This is a genomic window from Pseudoalteromonas sp. 31A1 (genome assembly GCF_011378815.1).
GTDB lineage: Bacteria > Pseudomonadota > Gammaproteobacteria > Enterobacterales > Alteromonadaceae > Pseudoalteromonas > Pseudoalteromonas arctica.
In genome coordinates, this window is sequence record NZ_WTKY01000009.1 from 60,820 (window position 1) to 81,678 (window position 20,859).

The window sequence follows — 20,859 nt, forward strand, 5'->3', positions numbered from 1 at the left end:
TTAAATAAAAAATATCCCTTTAACTAACTTAGAACTTAGACAAGCCCATTTCGACTTGCTGTACCATCAATTTAGAATATGTATATACTTTCCAGTACAACTAGTGTCATTGTCATTTATGTAAAATCTAATATTTTTACCAGCAACTAGGCTCGTCATTAACATTGAATAGACTGCCTCATTGTTTTCAGTATTATTTTGCCAAGTAAGCCATCCTCCTTCTGGGCATGTAGTGCTTCCGACATCCAACTTAAACTTAATAACATCTGGCATATAGCTTGCCTCTAGTGTTACTACTTGACCTGTCAAAAACTCTAAAGAGAGCACTTTGCTACTAAAAAACACAACTATAGTAAAAAATAATACTTTCATGAACCCTACCTTGGCTTATTAAAATTTTTAGTTATGGTGTATATTACTACTCTCACAACTACCTGTTTATTAAATTATATTAACTTAAAACCTTATCAAACACAGGTAATAAATAGGTAAACTTAGCTAAAATATTTAGCTGGTAACACAAAAAAATTTAAAATACAGGGTGGGTGGCGTGGATATCTTTTTATAACTAAAAACTAGTACAGTTATCTAAGACCAAACATATTTTCCATTAATGATAATCATAAAAGACAAATAGAAAGACCTGACCCTATGACCTTATTCTTCTTATTGAGGTGTTAAATGACAAAACGTAAAAATAAAACTGAGGACTCCAATACATAATTATGGGAAGTCCATTAATCAAGTTAATAAACCTACGAAATAATCCAAACACTGACAATATGCGGATAAGAGTTATTCTGGCCTTTACACCCATTGACCCAAAATTTAACTTTCTTGCCAGCCATCTGAGCAGCCATCAACGTGGCATGAATTGTTGAGTAATTTTGATCTGTAGGCATAATCGCAAAATAATAGTTACTAGCACAACTATCAGGGTTGTTTTTTGACCCCATTTCAGTACTTATCAAATCAGGAACATGAACCATAGTCCAGCCATTGTTAACATACATTGATGTAATAACGCCTGAGCCAGTCCCGCCACTTGCATTGACAAAAGAAGAAAAAAGCATAGCACTTAAAATTAAATATTTATTCATAATCATCCTTAAATTAAAAACAAAGACGTATATTAAACCTTTTTATTCCTTTTATAAAATTTATTCTTAATTGATATGTGGGCTTATCTAAATATACCCCGTGAGTACATAAACTAACTCTATTACTAATTGTGTACCACTAACTTTGGTGGCCACTACACAACACTAAAGGGGACAATGCCTTACCGATCAGATAAAAGGCAGGCATAAAGAAAGACCTGTCCCTTTTAATAACAATAACAATAACAAGGCTTATGGTGCTGTGATTCGCTTTAAGCTTTTTTCCTATCTCTCGATAGCTGAAACCCTCGCGTAAGTAGGCCTCAATCTGATATCTTTGCCCTTCGATCAATTGCTTGTAACTCATGGTAACTACTCTTATTATTTTGGTCGTTACAGAGTATCACCAACTGGCAGTTGAACTCTTCTCACCGCTTAATCATTAGCGGTGCTCTTAATATCTGAATTTGGGCGTTAATTTATGAAAGAATATTTTTATCTTTACTAATTCTTGTACCCTTTTTATCTCACTTAGCTTCTATATATTGCAGTGGTAAAATTGAAAACTCATACTTTAATGAAAGTGGTGATGTGACGATAAAGGGAACTTGGCGTAAAAACTGGACACGAGTCTGCAACACTTCTGATAGTAATGTTGTAAATTGCTCATTATGGGCTTCGTATGTAGCAACAGCAGTAAAAGATAATCTCAGCGTTATTGTAAGCTACAGTGCAAATAATGATGAAACATGCTCCACTTTACCTACTTATAACAACGCCCCTAAACCAATTTATTTGATGATAAAGAATCCAGCTTTTGGCTAAAAAAAGCCCTTAACCTTTTTTCGCTAAATGAGTCACCAACAATTGAGATAGTCACTGCTTACCAAACTCACTATCTGTTGCTAAAACATAATCTCCATGCACCATTAGTATGACAATAACCAGCTTCTCTAGTTGGAGCCCCTCCAACCTGTACATAAAGTTTCAAGCCACGCTTAGAAGTCATCATTGTCCGAGTAATGGTAGTATTATCAATTACAAACGCAAATACGCTTCCAGCACCTGCAAATAAAACTTTATTATTATAAATGTAAACTCGTTCTATAAAGCCACTTCCTTTAGCAACATATAATTGAGAACTAAAGAATAATCAAATCGATATAAAAATCACACGTAACATCATTTCACCTAGCTATGCTTAAACCTTTAATGAACCCACATATTGTTTACTACAGGAACATCTTGCGTGCCTCCCCAAAATGGGGTGATGCTACAACCTGAATCATGAAAACCAACGCGTTTTCCTGACGCATAAGCAAATAAAGCCAGAGATAACATTTCATCTTTTGCCTTTGCTGTGGGTGGAATGTATACCCTGAAGGTAGACGTACATTGGTCAAGGTTGACTATGCCACCATTGATATAAATAGAGACCGCACCACTTTCATGCACAAACACTCTTTCGATAGATACTCCCCCACCATAAAGTGCGGTAATGTATTTAGCATAAGTAGGGGTAACTACTAAAAACAGCATTAAACATATTAATATCTTTTTCATTAAAATATCCTTATCAAAATAAATTATCACCAAACACTTCTTTAGAGTAAAAATAGGACTAGATTATTACGATACTCCTTACCTTTATTTTTAAAAAGCAAAAAGAAAGACCTGACCCTATGACCCTATTGTGGGCTTATCTAAATATACCCCGTGAGTGTATAAACTAACTCTATGTAGTGATCAACTAATTTTGGCCACAGGTTTAGAATCCTTGTATTTAATCTCAGATTCATTCGGCGCTAAACCAGCATTATAATGATGTGGTCTAACATTATTGTAATATCCGTTGATATAATCACTTACACTATATTTAGCGTCTTTAAAGTTTTCATATCCAACTTTTGGCACCCATTCCGTCTTAAAGCTTCTAAAAAATCGCTCCATTGGCGCATTATCCCAACAATTTCCGCGCCTACTCATACTTTGTTTGATTTTATAGCGCCATAAACGTTGGCGATATTTCAAACTTGTATAATGACTACCCTGGTCTGAATGGAAAATGAGTCCTGACGGTTTTCCTCTGCTTTCATACTCGAGTTCAAGCGCTTTTAACGTTAAATTAGTATCTGGTGACAACGATATTGCCCAACCAACCACTTTGCGAGCAAATAAATCAATAACGACGGCTAAATAAGCCCAGCGATTGCCTGTCCAAATATACGTCACATCACCGCACCACACGGTATCTGGCTCAACAACATCAAACTGTCTATCAAGCAGGTTTGGGATTTCAAGATGCTCATTACCACCCCTTTTATATTGATGTTGTGGTACTTGGCAGCTCTCTAGTTTTAGTTTAACCATTAGCTTAGCAGCGCGATAACGGCTTAATTCAAAATCGTTATTCGTTGCGATTGCCGCGATCGTTCGCGCCCCAGCTGAACCGCCACTCATTGCATGTATAACTTTAACTTCTGCTTCTAACCTTACTTGCTCTGGTGTCGATGTTGTATCCCGTATGGCCCAATATTTATAGCTGCTGCGATGCACATTGAATACGCTACACAACACGCTAATTGGGTAACGCTCTCGTTGATTTAACTTCTCAATTAACGAGAATTGTTCAGGGAGTCGGACATCAAGAGAGCGGTAGCCTTTTTTAATATATCCTTTTCTAATTCAATGCGTTGGATTTGCTTTTTAAGCTCACGAATTTCAATTTGTTCGGGTGTCATTGATGATGCTGTGGGTGTCTGGCCATTCCGTTCTTGCTTTAATTGAGTTACCCACTTACTTACAGTTGATTTACCAACACCCATAACCTTAGCTGCATCTTCTTGCGTGTAGCCTTGATCAACTACAAGCTGAGCTGTTTCTAATTTGATTGCCGCAGAATACGTTGCGCGTTTAAATATCGTCATTTTTTCACCCAAATTTGTATGCAAATAGCATAACATTTCTTTCTTAATGGGTGGCCAAATTAACTATGCCACTACAACAGGTTATTTCCATTTCATCCATTAAATAAGTCATTAGCCTATTAAATCTAAATTGCACGCATGAAAATGGCTGTATATTTGCAGTTTTAATTTCGTACTGAGTAGTTTAATTTTTATGCTAGTAGCTTTTCACAGTTACTGATATTTACCCGCCGCTTTCGCTTTAAGTTTTCACAATAACTTGCTTGTGAAGTGGGCCTGCCTACTGCGCCATGAAATACGCGCGTAAATTGGGTTGTAAGCTTTAACCAGTTTTCTGGAGATATATTCACCCTTTCTAGTAAAGGCAAGTGTGTACTTTCAATATACCCTCGCTTGTCTTCTCGTATACAACGTCCTGTTAATTCAACAAGTTCAAGGTACAATTTAAGCTCAAACGGCAGCCCTTTTGACATTATCTTACGTGGCATGCCTGCAAAGCACAGTAGTTGTTTTGGTTGTTTGCCATCCTTTGAGTACGCTAAACGCTGTTTGATGCTGGTATGGCCTGAATCCTCTGGAGTGTTAGCCATTTTAGCTCTAATAGGATTTAAATCTACATACGCCATACAGGCGGCAAGTGCGGCTTCATCTAATAATGCTTGAGACGTAAAGCACCCTCCCAGAATCGTCCTGTGCAGTTATCTTCTTTATTCGCTCTGCGCGCAATGTTTTCATTTAATAACCGCATAAACCAACTGATACTTGATAAGCGCTCTCGGTATTGCTTGAAAAAGATGAGTTCAACTTTACTTAGGGCTTCTCCCTGTATATATTTTTGCGTAAGTACAGTGCCTTTACAGAGTTTATGCCAGCGAATAACAATCGCTTTATCATTTAGCCTGTTTGCTTTCTTATCATCTACATACAGTACTAAATGGGTGTGATTACTCATTACGGCATAAGCACATACATCAATACAAAACATCTTGGCTAACTCAAGCAGTTTGTCTTCAACCCAGCCTCTACGATGCTCGTAAGATTGACCAGTAAAACGATCCTCGCCACATAAAAATGCACGACGAACACAACGTGATATACAGTGGTAATATTTTGTATCAACCAAACTTACCTGACGCTTTCTTGCGATTGCCATAAGACACCCTGCTTACTTTTTGCACTACATAAAGGCTAGCTTCTAACTTCGAAAAATGCAAAATTTAGAGTGGGTGTTTTGTTTATTGTTAGGTAATTATATTTTAAATTTAAAGTTAAAAAGTGCTGTTAATATAACAGCATCATAATAAAGCATTCACATTGCCATTAAAGCGCGATAGTAAAACCGGGTTAAACACTAGATCTGAAATAGTCACCACTCTCCATATCGGCAGTCTTTTTTATTACAGTACTCAAATTTTCCTGTTGTTTTGTCACCAACTAATGACCAATTAGCTGTAATTTCAACATCATTTTTTACATATTTAGTATTTGCCGAGCAATCAGGATACTCAGTAAATGCTATGCTAGAGTTATCAGTGCCTCCAATAATTCGTGAGTCATAATATTCAGTGCCATTATCACTTCTAGACCAAGATAATTCAGTTTGAGAGCCATCGTCGTTAAATAACTTCATACTACCATTCCAATAATTTGGAAGTTCAGATGAAATAATCAATTTTTTTGTTTTAGTCGTCGATCCAGCAGAAGTTACATATTTCGTCATCGTATATTGGGTATCAGTTTTCCAATTAGTTTCTATGCTCATAAGATGCCCGCCATAAATAGGCTTATTATAGTGACACTTATTATCAATAGCGTACTCTTCATTACATAATGCTAATTGCAAAAGAGGAAAAGCCGTTTGAAGTGAAGCAGCTGAAATTCCTATTCCTGCATATGCATACAACATTTTGTCTTTGACTGGAACTTCTTTCATTTTTTGATTAAAACCTTGTTTATAGGCAGTAAATGAATTTAGACCAACAAAAATATCTTCCTTTTGCTGTAGATTTTTTTTATCTTTTTCATCCTTAGCACCAACACAAGATTTACTAATGTTCTTATCCTGCAGTGATGCCGCATAACCATCAAGTGTAATCAAGGTTAAACTAAAGCCTAGCGCTGTTCTAAACTGTTTCATTATCTAATTCCCTTTAATAAAAGTGTCGTATTTAGTTTATTAAACACAATTGAAAAGTAAACATAATAACTAATTAAATAACGAGATCAAAAATTTAAACCTTTCAACTTGCCGAAAAATTTAGGTTGGGTGTCTTGTTTATTTTTTTGAGTTTATCTGCCACATAGCGTTGAGCTTCAACAGACTTAAGCTTAACTCGCTTAGCTCTCTCCCTTACCCTTACTTCGTAATACATTTGAGCTGGATGAGGGTAATAAGTTGGTACGTAATAATCATATTTATTACGCTTTAGCTCTCGGCTAATAGTGCTATGTGAGCGATTTAGTAATCGGCTCACCTCACGTATTGATTTTTTTTGGTAATGATACCACTCAAATAAACGACAACGTTCAAAGTTAGATAAATGTGAATATTGGGTACCCATGGCACACCTCCTGAACTTATAGTTTAGTAAAGGTGGTGCACTTCGACCTTGAATCTGGCGTTCGCCAAACTGCAATAATTAGGATGGGTGTCACTGTTATTTTGGCCCCTACGATGCTCGTAAGATTTGCCTGTAAAACGGTCTTCGCCACATAAAAATGCACGGCGTACGCAACGTGAAATACAGTGGTAGTACTTTGTATCAACCAAACTTACTTGACGCTTTCTTGCGATAGCCATAAGACACCCTGCTTTTTTTTTACACTAAATAAAACGTAGTCCTTAATTTAAAAAAGAGCAAAATTTAGGATGGGTGTCACTGTTAATTTTTTTTTGTATCAACCAAACTTACTTGACGCTTTCTTGCGATTGCCATAAGACACCCTGCTTGTTTTTTACACTAAATAAACGTAGTCCTTAATTTAAAAAAGAGCAAAATTTAGGATGGGTGTCACTGTTAATTTGTTGGTGAAACGAAAACAGTTTGGGGTCAAAGATGTAGTATTTTAGATAGACCAGATGACATTAATCTCAGAAAAAAAGTTGGGCATTGGGAAAGTGACTCTGTTGAATCTAGCGACAGAAAATGTGCGCTGAATGTGTTACTTGAACGAGTTTCTAGAGTGTGTCATATCACTAAATTATCATCTAAAAAAGCTCTAGCGACATCGAATGCAATATGTAAAAAACTATCTATTTACCCACCAAGTTCTTGTTTATCGATAACTTATGACAATGGCTCTGAAAATACAGAGTTTAAAAACAAAATTTAGGATGGGTGTCTTGTTTATTTCTTTTGTTTCCCTGTGAATACTATTTAAACTCATTCTTACCGTATTTACTTTTATGCTTATGATATATAAAAAAATGAACCAAAAGCATAAATGCGAAATATAGAATTCCAAATAAAACTCCCTTGTTAAATCCCTGCGACCACCAAATCATTCCACCAGTAAAAATTGAAACCCCAAAATGGGCTAATAATATTTGGGAATGTAATCTAAAGAAGTTCATTTAAATACTCACTCTAAAAAATCATCGTCAGGTTTAGTAGTCTCTTTAATACCAACGTTAACTCCTAAATCTGTTCCAGTTGTTATACCTGAAATCGTAGCAGAAGAAGTTTTCCCAACAAAAGAGCTATGTGTTGTACCAGCAACACTCGATAGCTAAAATAGACAGCCACTCTAATTGAACAAACAAAATGTTGCCATTAAATTTAATTTGTAGGTTAATAATAAATCTTTTATCGACAGGTTATTTTCATTTCATCCATCAAATAAGTCACTAGCGCTCTTAATCTAAATTGCAAGCATGAAAATAACTGCATGGTGCAGTTGTTATTTATTACTGAATAGTTTTACTGAGTAGTTTAAGTTTTATGCCAGTAGCTTTTCGCAGTCAAAATTTAGGATGGGTGTCACTGTTAATTATTTAGTACGGTGCCTTTACAGAGTTTATGCCAACGAATAATAATCGCTTTATCATTCAGCCTATTTGCTTTTTTATCATCAACATACAGTACTAAATGAGTATGGTTACTCATTACTGCATAAGCACATACATCAATACAAAATATCTTGGCTAACTCAAGCAGTTTGTCTTCAACCCAGCCTCTACGATGCTCGTAAGACTTGCCAGTAAAACGGTCCTCGCCACATAAAAATGCACGACGAACACAACGTGATATACAGTGGTAATATTTTGTATCAACCAAACTTACTTGACGCTTTCTTGCGATTGCCATAAGACACCCTGCTTGTTTTTTACACTAAATAAACGTAGTCCTTAATTTAAAAAAGAGCAAAATTTAGGATGGGTGTCACTGTTAATTTTCAATCTAATGGCAAACCAGGAGGATCAGGCATTGGATTCAAAAGGCTGTTTCTTAATCACTCTAGTAACAAATATTTGCCACCACAAATATTTACCCTAAACATATCATCTTCATTATTAAACGACAGCGCATCTTGCATATCACTGAATACTACAGTCACTTCGTTTTCCATTAAATCGAGGATTGACTCGAAATTGCTAAAGAATTCCTCAATAGAGAGCAAAACTGAAGGAAAGCTATAATCATGAATTGAAAATAGGAGTACCATTTCATTTGTTTTACTAACAACAAATTCACCAAATTTTTGCAACTCAACCTGATTTAATTCCTTACAAACCGCTTTTTTAGTAAGAGGACTCAAAACACTCCGAGTATCTCTAAATATTGCTTGCTTATATGCTTGGCCTTCAGAGTAAGAAACTAGCTGAACTGTATCTTCCAACGATAGCCCTTCAAAAAAAGCCATAAAGCGCTCTTGTTGATGAGTTATCTCACGCTGCTTAAAAAGCGCGGCTTTCTTAATTTCTCGTTTGAACTTTAGAGCGGTTTTTTCGGATGTAGTCATTACTTAATATCTTCTTTAACTTTATGTTCATTCTTTATTCTTGGTTGACCATTTCTACCGGGCTGTTCACCTTGTTTAAGATTTCCGACATCAATAGCAGGTTTATGATCGGTAGTATTATTACCACGATCTTTAGAACCGTCTTGAATTCCTATATCAGTTTTACCATCCATTCCAACTTTTGTTTGCCCTCTAAGGTTTACTTCGCCATGAGTATTAGCCTGAACATTACTTGAAGGTTGGCTTGTTGCAACTCTTGGATCACTTTTTTCTCTTTGAGCGGCTCTCGAAGCCCTTCTTTTTGCCCTTGAAATTGTTTTGGGTTTGATACCTTGAGCCAACTGAGCTTGTTCATCAGTCCAAACCCCTGTACCGACTAGAATTGCTGCTGCTATTGCTGCTCCACCATCACCATCACGATTTCTTCTCGGTGATTCTCCATCAGGGTCGATGTATTTAAAGGGATTGTTGTATGCATAATTATATCGATTAAATCCATGAACATTTTCACCGCGAGAGATATGCCCCATCATATCAACAGGATCATTAGAATAGAAACGACCTATAACTGGATCATAGTATCGTGCCTGCATATAACTCAACCCTAAGTCGGTGTCGAATTTATGCCCTGTGTACCCTACATCATCTTTGGGGGCTTCTATCGATTCACCAAATGGACGAGCATGCTGTCGACTTTCACTCACTGTTTGCGGTGTTACATTACCATATTTAGCAATCAGTTTTTTACCTAAGTAAATATAGTCAGTGCCGCTGCCTGTTATGGTGTTGCCTTTTTCTCTGTACAGCAATGTACCATCTTGGCTGTACATTGAATAGCTAGTGCCATTATCATCAGTTTGTTTTACACGGCGGTTATGCGCATCGTATAAATAGCTGTTGCCTTTGGCTGAAGTAAGCTGATTAGCGCGGTTAAAGCTCAGTGAGTATGCGCCATTATTAGTGATGTTACCTCGGGTATCGTAACCTATTGAGCCATATCGTCCGCTTACGCCGGTTACTTTGGATAACCGATTTTTAGCGTAGTCGTAGGTGTAATTGAGTGTTTTACCCTTATTTTTATAGTACGTAATGTTACCGAGCCCATCGTAGCGCATTTCACTCGACCCAATACCTGCCGCCCCAGTGGTACTGGTTAAGCGGTCAAGGTCGTCATACTGTAAGTTAGTTAGACTATAGGCGCTGTTTTGGCTATCAATAATCGACGTTACATTTGCATTATTGTCGTAATCATAGGTTAAAGCCATAACAGTACTAGGTATATTACTGCCAGCTGGGCCTGTGTCTTTAAGTTGTTTTGGTAGTAGGCTATCTGCATATAGTGCTGTTTGATGCTTAACACCATTACCATACGTAAACGAACTCAGTGTACCATTAGCATAGTAGCTTGCACTTTTCGCAAAACTTAAATCAACATTTCCACTTTTATACACTTGTGCTTCTGTTGGCTCACCAAAGCCATTGGGTTTGAAGTTTACAATAGTTCCATCTGGGTAACCTAACTGTTCACGCTGTTGCAAAGCATTGTATTTATAATTAAGCATTAGAGGTAGTTCATTACCCACAAATAGCTGCTCTTCTTCGAGGCGATTTTGGTTGTTGTACTCATAACGATGAATTACATTACCAGCTGTTAAGGTTTTAACGTTCCCGTTGTTATCGCGCTCGTAGCTCACATCGCCTGAAGCATCTGGGTAGTTAACATGTTTAAGGCTGCCTAAATTGTCATATGTATAATAAGTACTGCCACTCGGCGCTGTACTTGTGCATTGTGTATTAGCAACGCCATCTTGGCTCCAGATGAGTTCACCTAGTTCGTTATGCTTATAAAGAGTATTGCCTACATCCGGTCGTGCAGTTAAACATAACTGTTTACTATTGTCGTAATAACGACGCTCAGTAACACTCGTTGAATTTCCATACTGGTTAGCACCAGCTTGTGTAATAGAATGTGTTAAACCAAATATATCAATATCTAATGTGGTGGTTACATTCTCAGGCGATTCTATTTTTACTGCACGTGAGTAACTTGGTGAACCAAAGGCCTGATAGGTTGTAGTTGTTACGTGACCTTTTGCATCCGTTACTTCTATACGGTTACCAGATAAATAGGCGTAATTAATGGTGCCTAATCCACTTGTCGTAATACTTTGCTGTCGACCTAGTGAGTCATAGACGGTTGTAGTGCCTTTATTTTCACTTATATTTTCGCTTGCATAAGATTGGAACGTTGGTTGATTCAAATAGTTATATTCGAAACGCTGATAACGGGTACTATTTGCTGCAGAGCTATTGACTAAATCTTGGCTTTTTGTTTTTGTCAGTCGCAGTAAGTTGTCATAGTACTCCGTGGTTTTAAATACAGCGTTACCTGTACATGCTGTCCGTGAACTATTTAACGTACACGTTGACGCAGTGCGGGTATTGGTATCGTTATCCCAAGTATATAACGTGTCGTACCAGTTGCCATTAGCCGCATCATTTGTTAAATCTACGGATTTAATACGACCCATGTCATCATAGGTGTAATTAGTTGATACGCCATTATAATCGGTTGTACGAGTTACCCACCCGTTATTATCAACTACCCTACCCGCACTCATGCTTCCTGTGGTTGACCTATTTGGCACCGTTATTACCTGCGGTAAACCGCGCTTGTAGTTTGCATATTCAATAAAACGCTTACCAGTGCCTACTGAACGATTTGAATTAAACTCTATTCGCTCAACATTGCCTTGTGCGGTGTAATCAGTGAAAGTACGTTGTAGTTGACCAAATAGGTACACTTTTGACGGTAATTGTTGGTTTGAAAAGTAACTATTCGAAAAAGCATTGTACTGAATGCGTTTAGTTTCTATATAGTTTTGATCATCGCTTGATACTTGGGTGATGGTAGGTAAATTTAAAATCCAATTTAAAGTGTCATGCTGGTAAAACTGCTTTTTATAAAAAGTACCCGATGGCCCTGCTAGAACAACTTGCTCAGGTGCATCATAAATATTATAGATATAACTTTTAGTAAAGCTGTCACTGTTAACATGTTTAGTAACTCTTTTGTCCTTTACGATATAAGATAAAGTGTCTGTATTCGTGGTTAAAATTGGATCGACAATACCACTGTTACCTTTAAAACTACTCTTCCAATATTGAGTCAATGTTTTTTGATTTATTTCTCCATTTGGGCCATGTTCGACCTGAGCTATAACCTGCCCTTCAGTTTCATCCCAGCGTTTACTAATATAGCTGTTAATATAACTATTATTCGGCGCTGTGACCTTGAGTACCCTTAAGTCATAAGCAGATAGCCCCAAACCACTTGGGATAGAGGAACAATCACTTTTAGTATTACAAGTAACTTCTTTAGTGTTTCCAATAATTGCAATACCACGTCTGAAACTACTAACTTCTGAACTACTTAAACCTGCAGAACTAAAGTGTGAATAATTATTACTGTAGGCATATGTCCAAACATATTGTTCATCATTAATATCTATTGATTTACTTGAAATTGCTAAATTAGCATAGCAAGCATTATAGTTTATAGGCTTGCCTTGACGAGTATGACGCTGACTTTTTGCCGGGACTTCCGTTCGTCCGTGTACGGTCAATTTGTAGTTAAAACTTATGTTGGCGCCGTTAGGATGTTTTACTTTAAGGGAGCTTTCTGGGCCATATAGCGGAGTAGTGTGGCTATATATACAGCTTTCTACATTAAAATTTGGTTTTACATATATCTTGCTCGCGTAGTTTATAAACTCAGGAAAATCATACTTCCAACTTTGGCCTGTTGGAAGTATGACGTCTGTTAAGTTATGGTTTTGATTTGCATACTTTTCTTCATATAAATACTCCCAAACCCGCTCTTGGCTTGTTATTTTATTTATGCGTCCCGATGATTCATATGAAAACGAAACGAGGTCTTCGCTATGGGCTGAGCCAGAAGGTTGGTATGTGATTTTTTCCAATTTACTACCATCAAATATATAATGCAGCGTATTGCCAAACTTATCTTCAACTTTTGTTGCAACGTAAGCAAGTTTACTACGTTGTGCAGGTTTTGTTTTTACAAGTGGTAACCCCAATTTTTCGATACGATGACCTAAAGTATAAATTAAGCCTTCACTCGTTTTTACAATAAAATACTCATTACCATTTTCACTACGACAGTTTATTGATGCATTGAGCTTGGTTCGGTAACGATGCTGGCCAGAACCACCTAATAATTTCCCACTAGCACCAGGTATAATCACATCGGCTCCGTTCCAATATTCATGCTGCTCATAAACATCACCATAAAATGAAATGGGGCCAGGAGATAAAGCACTTGAACAAGCTGTACTAGAATAATAATTATTGCTATAGCGAGTGCTGCCTTTTAAGTAAGTAGCTTCTATTTTTGGTAACTCGAGCTCCCAATCACCGAACTGAGCTGAGGATTTATCATTTTTACCTGTAAGCCTGTTATATGTCCGTGTAATATTTAGAGGGATCTGTGAGTTCGTTTTAATACTTAAGTCAGTGACAGTAAATGAGAGTGAACCATCAGCCAGTGAAATACTTTCACCAGCTAAATTACTTGTAAGCGCCTCAACCTCTCGCTTGACGGCAAAACGCTCTAAATTATACTCAGATGGAGGCGCTATTAACTCAACATCACCTCCACCCGGAGGCTGTGCCGCTAAAGTAAACAGCGGAGCTAATAACATTGTTGATAAATAATAAGTAAAATTTTTCATTATTGCTCTCCCTGAGATTCAGCCACTGGACTACCAAGTAAATCCGTATGTATAAATATTATTCGCTTCCCTAAAGCCACACTTAAGCTCCAAGTCCCCGTGTTACTGCACGTGGTATAAGTACATGCCATAATTCTTATGTTTGAAATATTGCTAGGGAGTGGTGAAAATACTGTTGTATTAGCACTTACTTCTCTGAGTAAAATCCAATTACCGTTGTCGTCATACCCTTCGATACGATATTTACTTGCATGTAAAATATTATCCCAACTTACGATTACATCTGAGCCAGACTTTAATAAACTGACATTAGTTGGTTGGCTAAATTTTTCGGTAGGTATAAAGGGAATTATTATAAAATTATCCCCGTTGCCAATTGGGATCCAAGTTGTTTCTGCTTTTAATGTGCCTGAAATAAGTAACATTAATATTATTAGTTTTTTCATAAAAACTCGCTATTGTATTTTGGGGAATTCTTTATATTATCAAAAGGGTATACGCGTTATTTTTCTATACACATTAGGGCTAGAGCCCCAAGCATCACAATTACCGACATCATTATATAAAAGTGTAATTTCTTGCATTGAAATCTTTGCAGTTAGCATTGTGCTATACATTCTATTTCTAGATTCGGCTGCATACGAAGCAGGGACAATGAAGTATTCTTTATTGCTACAAGATGCGACTGAGGCACCATTATTATTTTTTAGTTTTACTAAAATTTGGTTATGAGAATATAAAGTTAGGGTTTCGACTAGGCCCCCTGAACTTATCCAAGCAGCATTTGCTTTATTTGTAGTAGTCAGCAAGAGTAGAAGACAAAGAATTAGCATGCGTGTCATTTGCTTACTATCACCCATTTGAAATTTGCTAGCGAGATGAGTAAGTGAAGCTTGAAAACAATAGTATAATTAAATATACTGTTAATCACATTATTCATAAGAACATTCCCTTAATAATATTATGTATTTTATGCAAAACTTTATATTTTACATATTCCTCTGTTTTTTATATAAAAAGCCACTTTATCTATTATAATTTCATTAGCATAATTTTTTTTATCTTTGAGCTTTATAAACTCGTAACTTTCCTCACTTTTAGCATTAATAATACATTGTTTGCCTGTAGAAAAAGTGATAACACCATTTATAAGTAAAATAACAAACTCGTCGCTACCTTTTTGTTTAAATTTAATTTCCTCCAAGTCAATATTTTTAATAACATTAACTTCTAAGGAATTATAAGCGTTAACAGCTTTTTTTATTTCGGCTCGCAATCTGTGTTTATCATTTTTAGATTGAATATCTTTGCCAATGCCTATATCAATTGCCGCACCGATAGCAATACCTGTTGGCCCTATAGCCCCCATTAAAGCAGCACTTGCAGCTAAGCCTTTACCAGAATAAATTGTATGTTCTGGTAACTTTACAGTTACATTACTATTTAAATCAGTATTGACACAACCAAGAAGGTTAATAATGATAAGGAAAAATATTACAAGTCTATAGTTCATAAAATTAGCCATATGTATGTGCAAATATCACTTTATTCATGCATGGTATAATGAATTCTACAGCGATTTTCAATCTTAGAATTAACATCATATACTTGAAAACAAATACGCTGATTAGATGCTTTGGCTGCAAGAATTAAACTGTAGATAAACTGTTTATTAGTGGCATTATGATTTAAATAAAACCCCCCAGGGCATTGGCTTGGGTTGTTTTTTAGTTCAGCCCAAACACCGTAAGTATCTGATCCATTAGCCCATACACGTATTCGCTTTACCTCATCACAAAAATTTTTCGCCGCAGCAAAAGAATCAGCTGAAAGCAAAGCTAAAATAAGAAGTAATTTTTTCATAGTTATCCTGCAATTTTTATTGTTACGATCCTAGCCTAAAATGATATAGCCCATGATCTTTATATAAATCTACCCACGACCCCTTCGAACAGGATGGATTTGTGTCTATGTTGAACCATAAAGTAACTGTATTGTCGCTTGCTTTAGCAACTAATAAAGAACTATAAAGTGCTTTACAAAACTCAGCGTCATTAGCTCCTTCTGCCGGAGATAAATCACACAACTTTGCACTTGAAGCTAAACCTGAAAAAGTTGAATATAAAACCCCATGCATATTAATTTGTATATCCTTTACCTTTCCGCTGCAAGAATGATTAGCCTTTGCATTAAAAACCATAAAGGTTGTGAGTAAAAAATAATTTTTTTAACATTTCAATTCCAGAACAAAACCTGCATCTTAATTATTTATAAATATTAACATATGTTACCAGCCAAATAAATTACCTTTATAAAAATATATATTTAAAAAATCACTCTATCAGGGTTCAATACTAAGGTAGTAAATCGATTCTCGTTATTTTAGTCTTAGAGTTACTCCAAACATCAACATAACCATTTACTGGTGATTCTGAATGCATTGCAGCTAACAAGCCAGAGTATATTTGTGAAAAAAATTGATGCTCTTTTGGTAGTATGTATTCCGCTTTACTATCACAATTCTCAGAGTGAGATGGCACACCTGAAAAATAAACATACAAATTACCAGAGTCATTAAAAATCATTTTAACTACTTTTCTTTCTCCAATTGAGGAGTTACATAAAGCAGCTGATGTATAAAAAAGACAAATTAATAGAAAAAATTTTAACATTAAAAAACCTTAAAAATATTTATTTTGATTAGACTATCAACTAATAGTTAATCTATTATATGTAAATGCTTAAAAACACGAGTTGAATTATAGGTCAGCCATCATAAGTACCTTGCACAGATTTACCCGCGACATAAGCCATCAACTGTAGAGAATAAGTTTTCTCATAATTAACATCGCTGACTTAAGGACAATTGAATCGGTGCGAAAACAGTCATTAGCATTATTTTTCAGCCCCTCTGAATAAAGATAAGACCCAGCAGTTTCAGATGAAAAACCAGTGAGTTCTTTCTTTACAAGCTAATCACCAGCAAGAAATGCTGCTAATCACAAAACATAAAATAAAAAGATCACAAGCCTCTACATAGGTTTGGTAATTATTACGAATTACTTTGCTTCAAGTATAATAAGTTGTATGTAACACTCTTTAGAGCTTAGGCTACTCCAATCTTTATTATGATCTGCATAAATTCTCACCTTTGAATTACTATGATACGCGGCTAAAGCGGTACTATAAACAGATCCGTTTTTATCATTAACAGCATCAATCCAAAAGCCACCAGGGCAATGATCTATCGTATTTTGACTAGGTGTTTTCAAAGATATTTTAATTACACCTCCCGTATAGTCTCCCCAAACAAATATTTGAGATATTTGGTGATAACTACCTGTATCCATAGCTTTTGCATAAAAACTACTAAATAAAACGGTTAATATTAAAAACATTCTTTTCACTATTTTCACTCCTTAATTTTATGATAAATTTAGCCAACCCTATGAACACGAATATAGCTATGTGCGCAATCACCTTTAGAGTCGTACCCTATATTAATATTTTCTTTAGACGCTTTTGCTAACAATAAGCGAGAGAGCAATTGATTACGACGGTTTTCAGGGACACTTGAACTTATTACAAAATAAGTAGGTTTACAGCTTTCATGTGTTGTGGGTTGATTTTTAAACCTAAAATAAATTGCATCATGGTCTGCATAAACATAAACACTTTCTATCTCACCACTAATATTATTATTGTAAGCTGCAATTGCTTTAAAAGAGCATAATATTAACAGTGTAGTTATTATTTTTAACTTCATTTTTAATACCTTTTATTTTTGTTATCTTGACACTTCTTGCAAACCGCTAATAATGCAGGTTGAATGAGTCCTATCTATTACGTATCTTAGTTTTTTATCTCTTGCTTTAGCAGACAAAGCGTATGCATACATAGCTTTATTAAACTCTGTACCATTCATGTTTATTTGCGCACGAGAGTAAGTACAGTGTTTAGGAAACTGTTTAGATGTAATATAAGCTACACCGTTATTAAGGTTTAAGTTCCAATTAATAAGCTCTGCTGGCCAATACCGTTCTGCATTGGCAAGTGAACTAAATAGTAAGGTGAATATAAAAAACTTAATTTTCATTTCTGTATTCCGAATAAATGTAAGCTAAAATTCACTTTCTTGTAGAGCAAGAAAGTCTATTTCACATGTATTACTTTCAGAAAACAAACGGATTTTTTTACCTGAAAAATAAGCAGCGGTAGCCATACTAAACATTCTATTAATAGTGTTAGCGTCGTGCATAGTGGTAGTTATAGTTCCATAAAACCTGCCATTTTCTTTACATGCAGAATTTATTAAAGTGGCAGAAGTCTCCAAATAAATTTTTATACTTTTATTTGAATTAAAATCGTACTCTTTAATACTATCAACTTTCCCAAGACCAATGTTATCGCCTTTAGCTATAAAGCTAGTAATCAATACCAAAAAACTTAAAAAGATCTTCATTGTGCTTCCTTATATTTATTATTAATTTATCTTTGGACAATAAAACGATTAACTACAGCAGCACAGCTTTTTGGCTGACTTGAATCGTACGTCATAAATATTTTCTTTTTACTCATATACGCAGCTATTAATACACTTGCTTTAATATTGTAATTTTTATCGGTTAACGGTAGATAAAACCGTTTCCCTCCTTCACAAGAAGATACCGTAGTATCTGCATGCGTTGTAAAGAAGATTAAACCGCTATCAGCGGGATATAACTGCGTAACTTCTACATAGGGTGAACTTTTCCAAGATGCATATAAGTTAAATGAGCATAATAATACGCCCAAAATAAATAATTTTTTTTCAAAACTAAACCTCTAATTTAATACTAACAAAGTAGCTTTTAACTTATCTCTCATGTGGATCTATTTGATTGACCTGACAAAAACCAGTATTTCCAGGGTCAGTGTACACAGTAATTTTGCGCTTTAGGGTCCATGCTGTCATCAACATAGAAATCATTGCCGTATTTTCTTGTTTTACATGCATCCATGATTGCCCACTTTTACATGTTAGTGGTACTTCGCTGTTTCCTACCATTACAAGTAAACCTGTTCGTATACTAGTGACATTTGTGATTTCTCCAGTTACGTGCCCGTTACCTATAGTAGCAAATGACGCAGGAGAGCATAGCGCTAAGCACAATGTTAAACGTGTTATTAACACCTTAATTTCCTTTTTTAATTTAAGTAATTGTTATTATTAAGTAAAGCACCGAACATTTGCATTTTTCGCACTACCCTAGCCTTTACAGCTACTAGGAACGTCAGGACCACCAAACCATACTTTGCCCATATCAGCTTGAGTCGACTTGGCATATGAAAGCATTACCTATAAGTTTAAGCGCTGCTTGTATAACCGGTAACGGGTACTGTCAATTTATACTCTGGGTTAAAAATAAATACAGATTAGTTCATTGAGGTAAGCTTTAGCATTAATTTATCGGGGGCATGTAAGGTAACGTTTTCAACTTTACCAGTACAGGTTAGAGCGCCTGCGTAACTGGTAGCTAACAAAAGTAATAATGGAATTATAAATGGGTTTAGTAATTTCAACTCAATGTCCTTATAAATTATGTACCTAATTAAAATTTTATTTTATTTTATTATAAAAACCTCGTTAATGAAATGTAAAAAACTTTATAAACATCTCTTTTAGTAAATTATTTTTAAAATCACTCATAATTTCGCCACTTTAGTCCTATATTTCCAAAATAACTGCTATGTGAAATTTTATTCTATTCCGCCATAAACAGACGCATCAATTACGTGGTAAATTTCCACCACTTTTATCGGCTGATGCTTGCTTTAACTTATAGCGATAAATGACCATTTCCTATATGCCCCGCTTGTCTTCAAGTACACAACGCATTGCTAATTTAACAACTTTTGGATATTTACAGGCCAAAATAGAGGCGTTTTTATGTAACTTGACATTACATACCCGCAAAACGCAATAATTTTTGAGTTGTTTACCCACTTTGACAAATGTAAGTAACTGTTGAACACTCTTAGGATCAAGTTCTTCTGGGGTGTCATTAATTTTAGTTTTAGTGGGCTTCAATCCACATACGCTATAAAGGCTGCAAGTGTGGCCTCACCTATAAGTAGACAATAAAACTGACACACTATAATTATCACCCGCTAGCAATTTTCACTGCTACTTACGTCACTTCGTGAAAAGTTGGTGTAACAAGTAGGATTAGGTTCAGGAATTGGGGGCACTCAAGTATAAAGATTTGTAGTCACCTCAAGCCTTAGGCGCAGGTCTTTCTTTTTGACACTATTTTACTTACACGAGAATAGTGCAATTGAAAATACTCTCCAATCTCTTTCAAAGTATAGCCGCCTGTTGCATACGCAGCCCTTATTGCGTCATCGCGGTTATTACTCTGCTTCTTATATTGTTCTAAAGGTAAAGCTCGCGCCCTTCTTTGTTTTTTCGGAACCTCGGATAAGTCACCTTCCTGCAATTTCAATAATTCTAGGTGCTCTTTTACAAAATCATCACTCCCTAAAAACACCTGGTTTGATATATTTCTCCAAGGGTTAACTCCCTTTCCTTGCTCTACAAACTGCGCAAATTTACGTCTTGCAATGGCTTTATACTTACTAAATTGAAGCAACATTGTATGTATGGCTAACCAAACAGGGGCTTCTGTTTCTCCCATTACAATGGGCCAACTGCTCCAAGGCCATTCCGATAAATTATCAACCATGTGTGCTCTAATTGGATTTAAAATAATATATCGGCTTAACTCTAATAGGTAGGCGTCTTTATCGACCAAAATCGCTTTATAGCGTCCTTGAAATAAGTGCCCCACACGTCGATGCTTTCTATTAAACCATTGCGTGTATACCCCATTTAATTGGCGCATTCCTTTACTTAAATTAGCATCTGGCGTTTCAACCAATAAGTGATAATGATTGGTCATTAAGCAATATGAATGAATTACCCAGTTATACCGTTCGCAAACTTCGCTCAAGATTTGTAAAAAACCGTCAAAGTCTGTCTCATCTAAAAAAATAGACTTTCGTTCATTTCCTCGCGATGTGACATGATACAAAGCACCAGCAAACTCCAACCTTAGTGGCCTAGCCATTTTTAAC

19 protein-coding genes and 4 pseudogenes are annotated in these 20,859 nt (G+C 35.8%); all 23 read right to left on the bottom strand.

Annotated elements, in window-relative coordinates; genetic code table 11:
* Window positions 1–66: 66 nt before the first annotated feature.
* Window positions 67–372 (bottom strand): hypothetical protein, encoded by a 306-nt coding sequence (locus tag GQR52_RS10410; RefSeq protein ID WP_165728378.1) that lies wholly within the window; start codon window positions 370–372, stop codon window positions 67–69.
* A 383-nt stretch (window positions 373–755) separates the two neighbouring features.
* Window positions 756–1,100 (bottom strand): hypothetical protein, encoded by a 345-nt coding sequence (locus GQR52_RS10415; protein WP_165728379.1) that lies wholly within the window; start codon window positions 1,098–1,100, stop codon window positions 756–758.
* A gap of 250 nt (window positions 1,101–1,350) precedes the next feature.
* A pseudogene (locus tag GQR52_RS20690) lies at window positions 1,351–1,467 on the bottom strand (helix-turn-helix domain-containing protein); the annotation flags it as partial.
* Window positions 1,468–2,309: 842 nt separating this feature from the next.
* Window positions 2,310–2,663, bottom strand: coding sequence for a hypothetical protein (locus tag GQR52_RS10425; protein ID WP_165728380.1), 354 nt, complete (start codon window positions 2,661–2,663; stop codon window positions 2,310–2,312).
* Between the two features lie 183 nt (window positions 2,664–2,846).
* Window positions 2,847–4,027, bottom strand: a protein-coding gene (locus GQR52_RS10430; RefSeq protein WP_165728381.1) for an IS3 family transposase whose coding sequence is annotated in 2 segments (ribosomal slippage) — window positions 2,847–3,769 and window positions 3,769–4,027 — 1,182 coding nt in all. Because the reading frame shifts where the segments join, the coding sequence is not laid out codon by codon here.
* Between the two features lie 191 nt (window positions 4,028–4,218).
* A pseudogene (locus GQR52_RS10435) lies at window positions 4,219–5,180 on the bottom strand (transposase).
* A gap of 213 nt (window positions 5,181–5,393) precedes the next feature.
* The gene (locus GQR52_RS10440) at window positions 5,394–6,164 is read right to left on the bottom strand and encodes a hypothetical protein (RefSeq protein WP_165728382.1); all 771 of its coding nucleotides are present in this window, start codon (window positions 6,162–6,164) and stop codon (window positions 5,394–5,396) included.
* Window positions 6,165–6,267: 103 nt separating this feature from the next.
* Window positions 6,268–6,588, bottom strand: coding sequence for a helix-turn-helix domain-containing protein (locus GQR52_RS10445; RefSeq protein ID WP_165728383.1), 321 nt, complete (start codon window positions 6,586–6,588; stop codon window positions 6,268–6,270).
* Between the two features lie 104 nt (window positions 6,589–6,692).
* Window positions 6,693–6,827: pseudogene (locus tag GQR52_RS10450) on the bottom strand (transposase); the annotation flags it as partial.
* Window positions 6,828–8,022: 1,195 nt separating this feature from the next.
* Window positions 8,023–8,334 (bottom strand): annotated as a pseudogene (locus GQR52_RS10460) (transposase); the annotation flags it as partial.
* A gap of 145 nt (window positions 8,335–8,479) precedes the next feature.
* Entirely contained in the window at window positions 8,480–8,989 is a 510-nt protein-coding gene (locus GQR52_RS10465) for a hypothetical protein (RefSeq protein WP_165728384.1), read from the bottom strand.
* Window positions 8,989–13,743 carry an RHS repeat-associated core domain-containing protein gene (locus GQR52_RS20540; RefSeq protein ID WP_240914471.1) on the bottom strand — a complete coding sequence of 1,585 codons (4,755 nt, stop codon included), beginning with the start codon at window positions 13,741–13,743 and terminating at the stop codon, window positions 8,989–8,991. The genes GQR52_RS10465 and GQR52_RS20540 overlap by 1 nt, the downstream gene beginning before the upstream one ends.
* The gene (locus GQR52_RS10475) at window positions 13,743–14,189 is read right to left on the bottom strand and encodes a hypothetical protein (RefSeq protein ID WP_165728385.1); all 447 of its coding nucleotides are present in this window, start codon (window positions 14,187–14,189) and stop codon (window positions 13,743–13,745) included. The genes GQR52_RS20540 and GQR52_RS10475 overlap by 1 nt, the downstream gene beginning before the upstream one ends.
* A gap of 536 nt (window positions 14,190–14,725) precedes the next feature.
* Entirely contained in the window at window positions 14,726–15,256 is a 531-nt protein-coding gene (locus tag GQR52_RS10480; protein ID WP_165728386.1) for a hypothetical protein, read from the bottom strand.
* 32 nt (window positions 15,257–15,288) lie between these two features.
* Window positions 15,289–15,606: a hypothetical protein gene (locus tag GQR52_RS10485; RefSeq protein WP_165728387.1), complete on the bottom strand. Its 318-nt coding sequence runs from the start codon at window positions 15,604–15,606 to the stop codon at window positions 15,289–15,291.
* A 491-nt stretch (window positions 15,607–16,097) separates the two neighbouring features.
* The gene (locus GQR52_RS10490; protein ID WP_165728388.1) at window positions 16,098–16,415 is read right to left on the bottom strand and encodes a hypothetical protein; all 318 of its coding nucleotides are present in this window, start codon (window positions 16,413–16,415) and stop codon (window positions 16,098–16,100) included.
* Between the two features lie 387 nt (window positions 16,416–16,802).
* Window positions 16,803–17,141: a hypothetical protein gene (locus GQR52_RS10495; protein ID WP_165728431.1), complete on the bottom strand. Its 339-nt coding sequence runs from the start codon at window positions 17,139–17,141 to the stop codon at window positions 16,803–16,805.
* A gap of 38 nt (window positions 17,142–17,179) precedes the next feature.
* Window positions 17,180–17,509 (bottom strand): hypothetical protein, encoded by a 330-nt coding sequence (locus GQR52_RS10500; protein ID WP_165728389.1) that lies wholly within the window; start codon window positions 17,507–17,509, stop codon window positions 17,180–17,182.
* 21 nt (window positions 17,510–17,530) lie between these two features.
* On the bottom strand, window positions 17,531–17,839 hold the full coding sequence (locus tag GQR52_RS10505) for a hypothetical protein (protein WP_165728390.1): 309 nt from the start codon (window positions 17,837–17,839) through the stop codon (window positions 17,531–17,533).
* Between the two features lie 24 nt (window positions 17,840–17,863).
* Window positions 17,864–18,205, bottom strand: a complete 342-nt coding sequence (locus tag GQR52_RS10510; RefSeq protein WP_165728391.1) for a hypothetical protein — start codon at window positions 18,203–18,205, stop codon at window positions 17,864–17,866.
* 393 nt (window positions 18,206–18,598) lie between these two features.
* On the bottom strand, window positions 18,599–18,916 hold the full coding sequence (locus GQR52_RS10515; RefSeq protein ID WP_165728392.1) for a hypothetical protein: 318 nt from the start codon (window positions 18,914–18,916) through the stop codon (window positions 18,599–18,601).
* Window positions 18,917–19,158: 242 nt separating this feature from the next.
* Entirely contained in the window at window positions 19,159–19,305 is a 147-nt protein-coding gene (locus tag GQR52_RS10520; protein ID WP_165728393.1) for a hypothetical protein, read from the bottom strand.
* Between the two features lie 701 nt (window positions 19,306–20,006).
* Window positions 20,007–20,852, bottom strand: coding sequence for a transposase (locus GQR52_RS10525; RefSeq protein ID WP_165728394.1), 846 nt, complete (start codon window positions 20,850–20,852; stop codon window positions 20,007–20,009).
* Window positions 20,853–20,859: the final 7 nt, after the last annotated feature.

Excerpts from the sequence above, each read along its gene's own strand:
- GQR52_RS10425 (WP_165728380.1), bottom strand. The coding sequence starts at position 2,663 with ATGAAAAAGATATTAATATGTTTAATGCTGTTTTTAGTAGTTACCCCT.
- GQR52_RS10475 (WP_165728385.1), bottom strand. The coding sequence starts at position 14,189 with ATGAAAAAACTAATAATATTAATGTTACTTATTTCAGGCACATTAAAA.
- GQR52_RS10410 (WP_165728378.1), bottom strand. The coding sequence starts at position 372 with ATGAAAGTATTATTTTTTACTATAGTTGTGTTTTTTAGTAGCAAAGTG.
- GQR52_RS10500 (WP_165728389.1), bottom strand. The coding sequence starts at position 17,509 with ATGAAGTTAAAAATAATAACTACACTGTTAATATTATGCTCTTTTAAA.
- GQR52_RS10445 (WP_165728383.1), bottom strand. The coding sequence starts at position 6,588 with ATGGGTACCCAATATTCACATTTATCTAACTTTGAACGTTGTCGTTTA.
- GQR52_RS10495 (WP_165728431.1), bottom strand. The coding sequence starts at position 17,141 with ATGTTTTTAATATTAACCGTTTTATTTAGTAGTTTTTATGCAAAAGCT.
- GQR52_RS10465 (WP_165728384.1), bottom strand. The coding sequence starts at position 8,989 with ATGACTACATCCGAAAAAACCGCTCTAAAGTTCAAACGAGAAATTAAG.
- GQR52_RS10510 (WP_165728391.1), bottom strand. The coding sequence starts at position 18,205 with ATGAAGATCTTTTTAAGTTTTTTGGTATTGATTACTAGCTTTATAGCT.
- GQR52_RS10525 (WP_165728394.1), bottom strand. The coding sequence starts at position 20,852 with ATGGCTAGGCCACTAAGGTTGGAGTTTGCTGGTGCTTTGTATCATGTC.
- GQR52_RS10415 (WP_165728379.1), bottom strand. The coding sequence starts at position 1,100 with ATGAATAAATATTTAATTTTAAGTGCTATGCTTTTTTCTTCTTTTGTC.
- GQR52_RS10505 (WP_165728390.1), bottom strand. The coding sequence starts at position 17,839 with ATGAAAATTAAGTTTTTTATATTCACCTTACTATTTAGTTCACTTGCC.
- GQR52_RS10480 (WP_165728386.1), bottom strand. The coding sequence starts at position 15,256 with ATGAACTATAGACTTGTAATATTTTTCCTTATCATTATTAACCTTCTT.
- GQR52_RS10490 (WP_165728388.1), bottom strand. The coding sequence starts at position 16,415 with ATGTTAAAATTTTTTCTATTAATTTGTCTTTTTTATACATCAGCTGCT.
- GQR52_RS10485 (WP_165728387.1), bottom strand. The coding sequence starts at position 15,606 with ATGAAAAAATTACTTCTTATTTTAGCTTTGCTTTCAGCTGATTCTTTT.
- GQR52_RS20540 (WP_240914471.1), bottom strand. The coding sequence starts at position 13,743 with ATGAAAAATTTTACTTATTATTTATCAACAATGTTATTAGCTCCGCTG.
- GQR52_RS10440 (WP_165728382.1), bottom strand. The coding sequence starts at position 6,164 with ATGAAACAGTTTAGAACAGCGCTAGGCTTTAGTTTAACCTTGATTACA.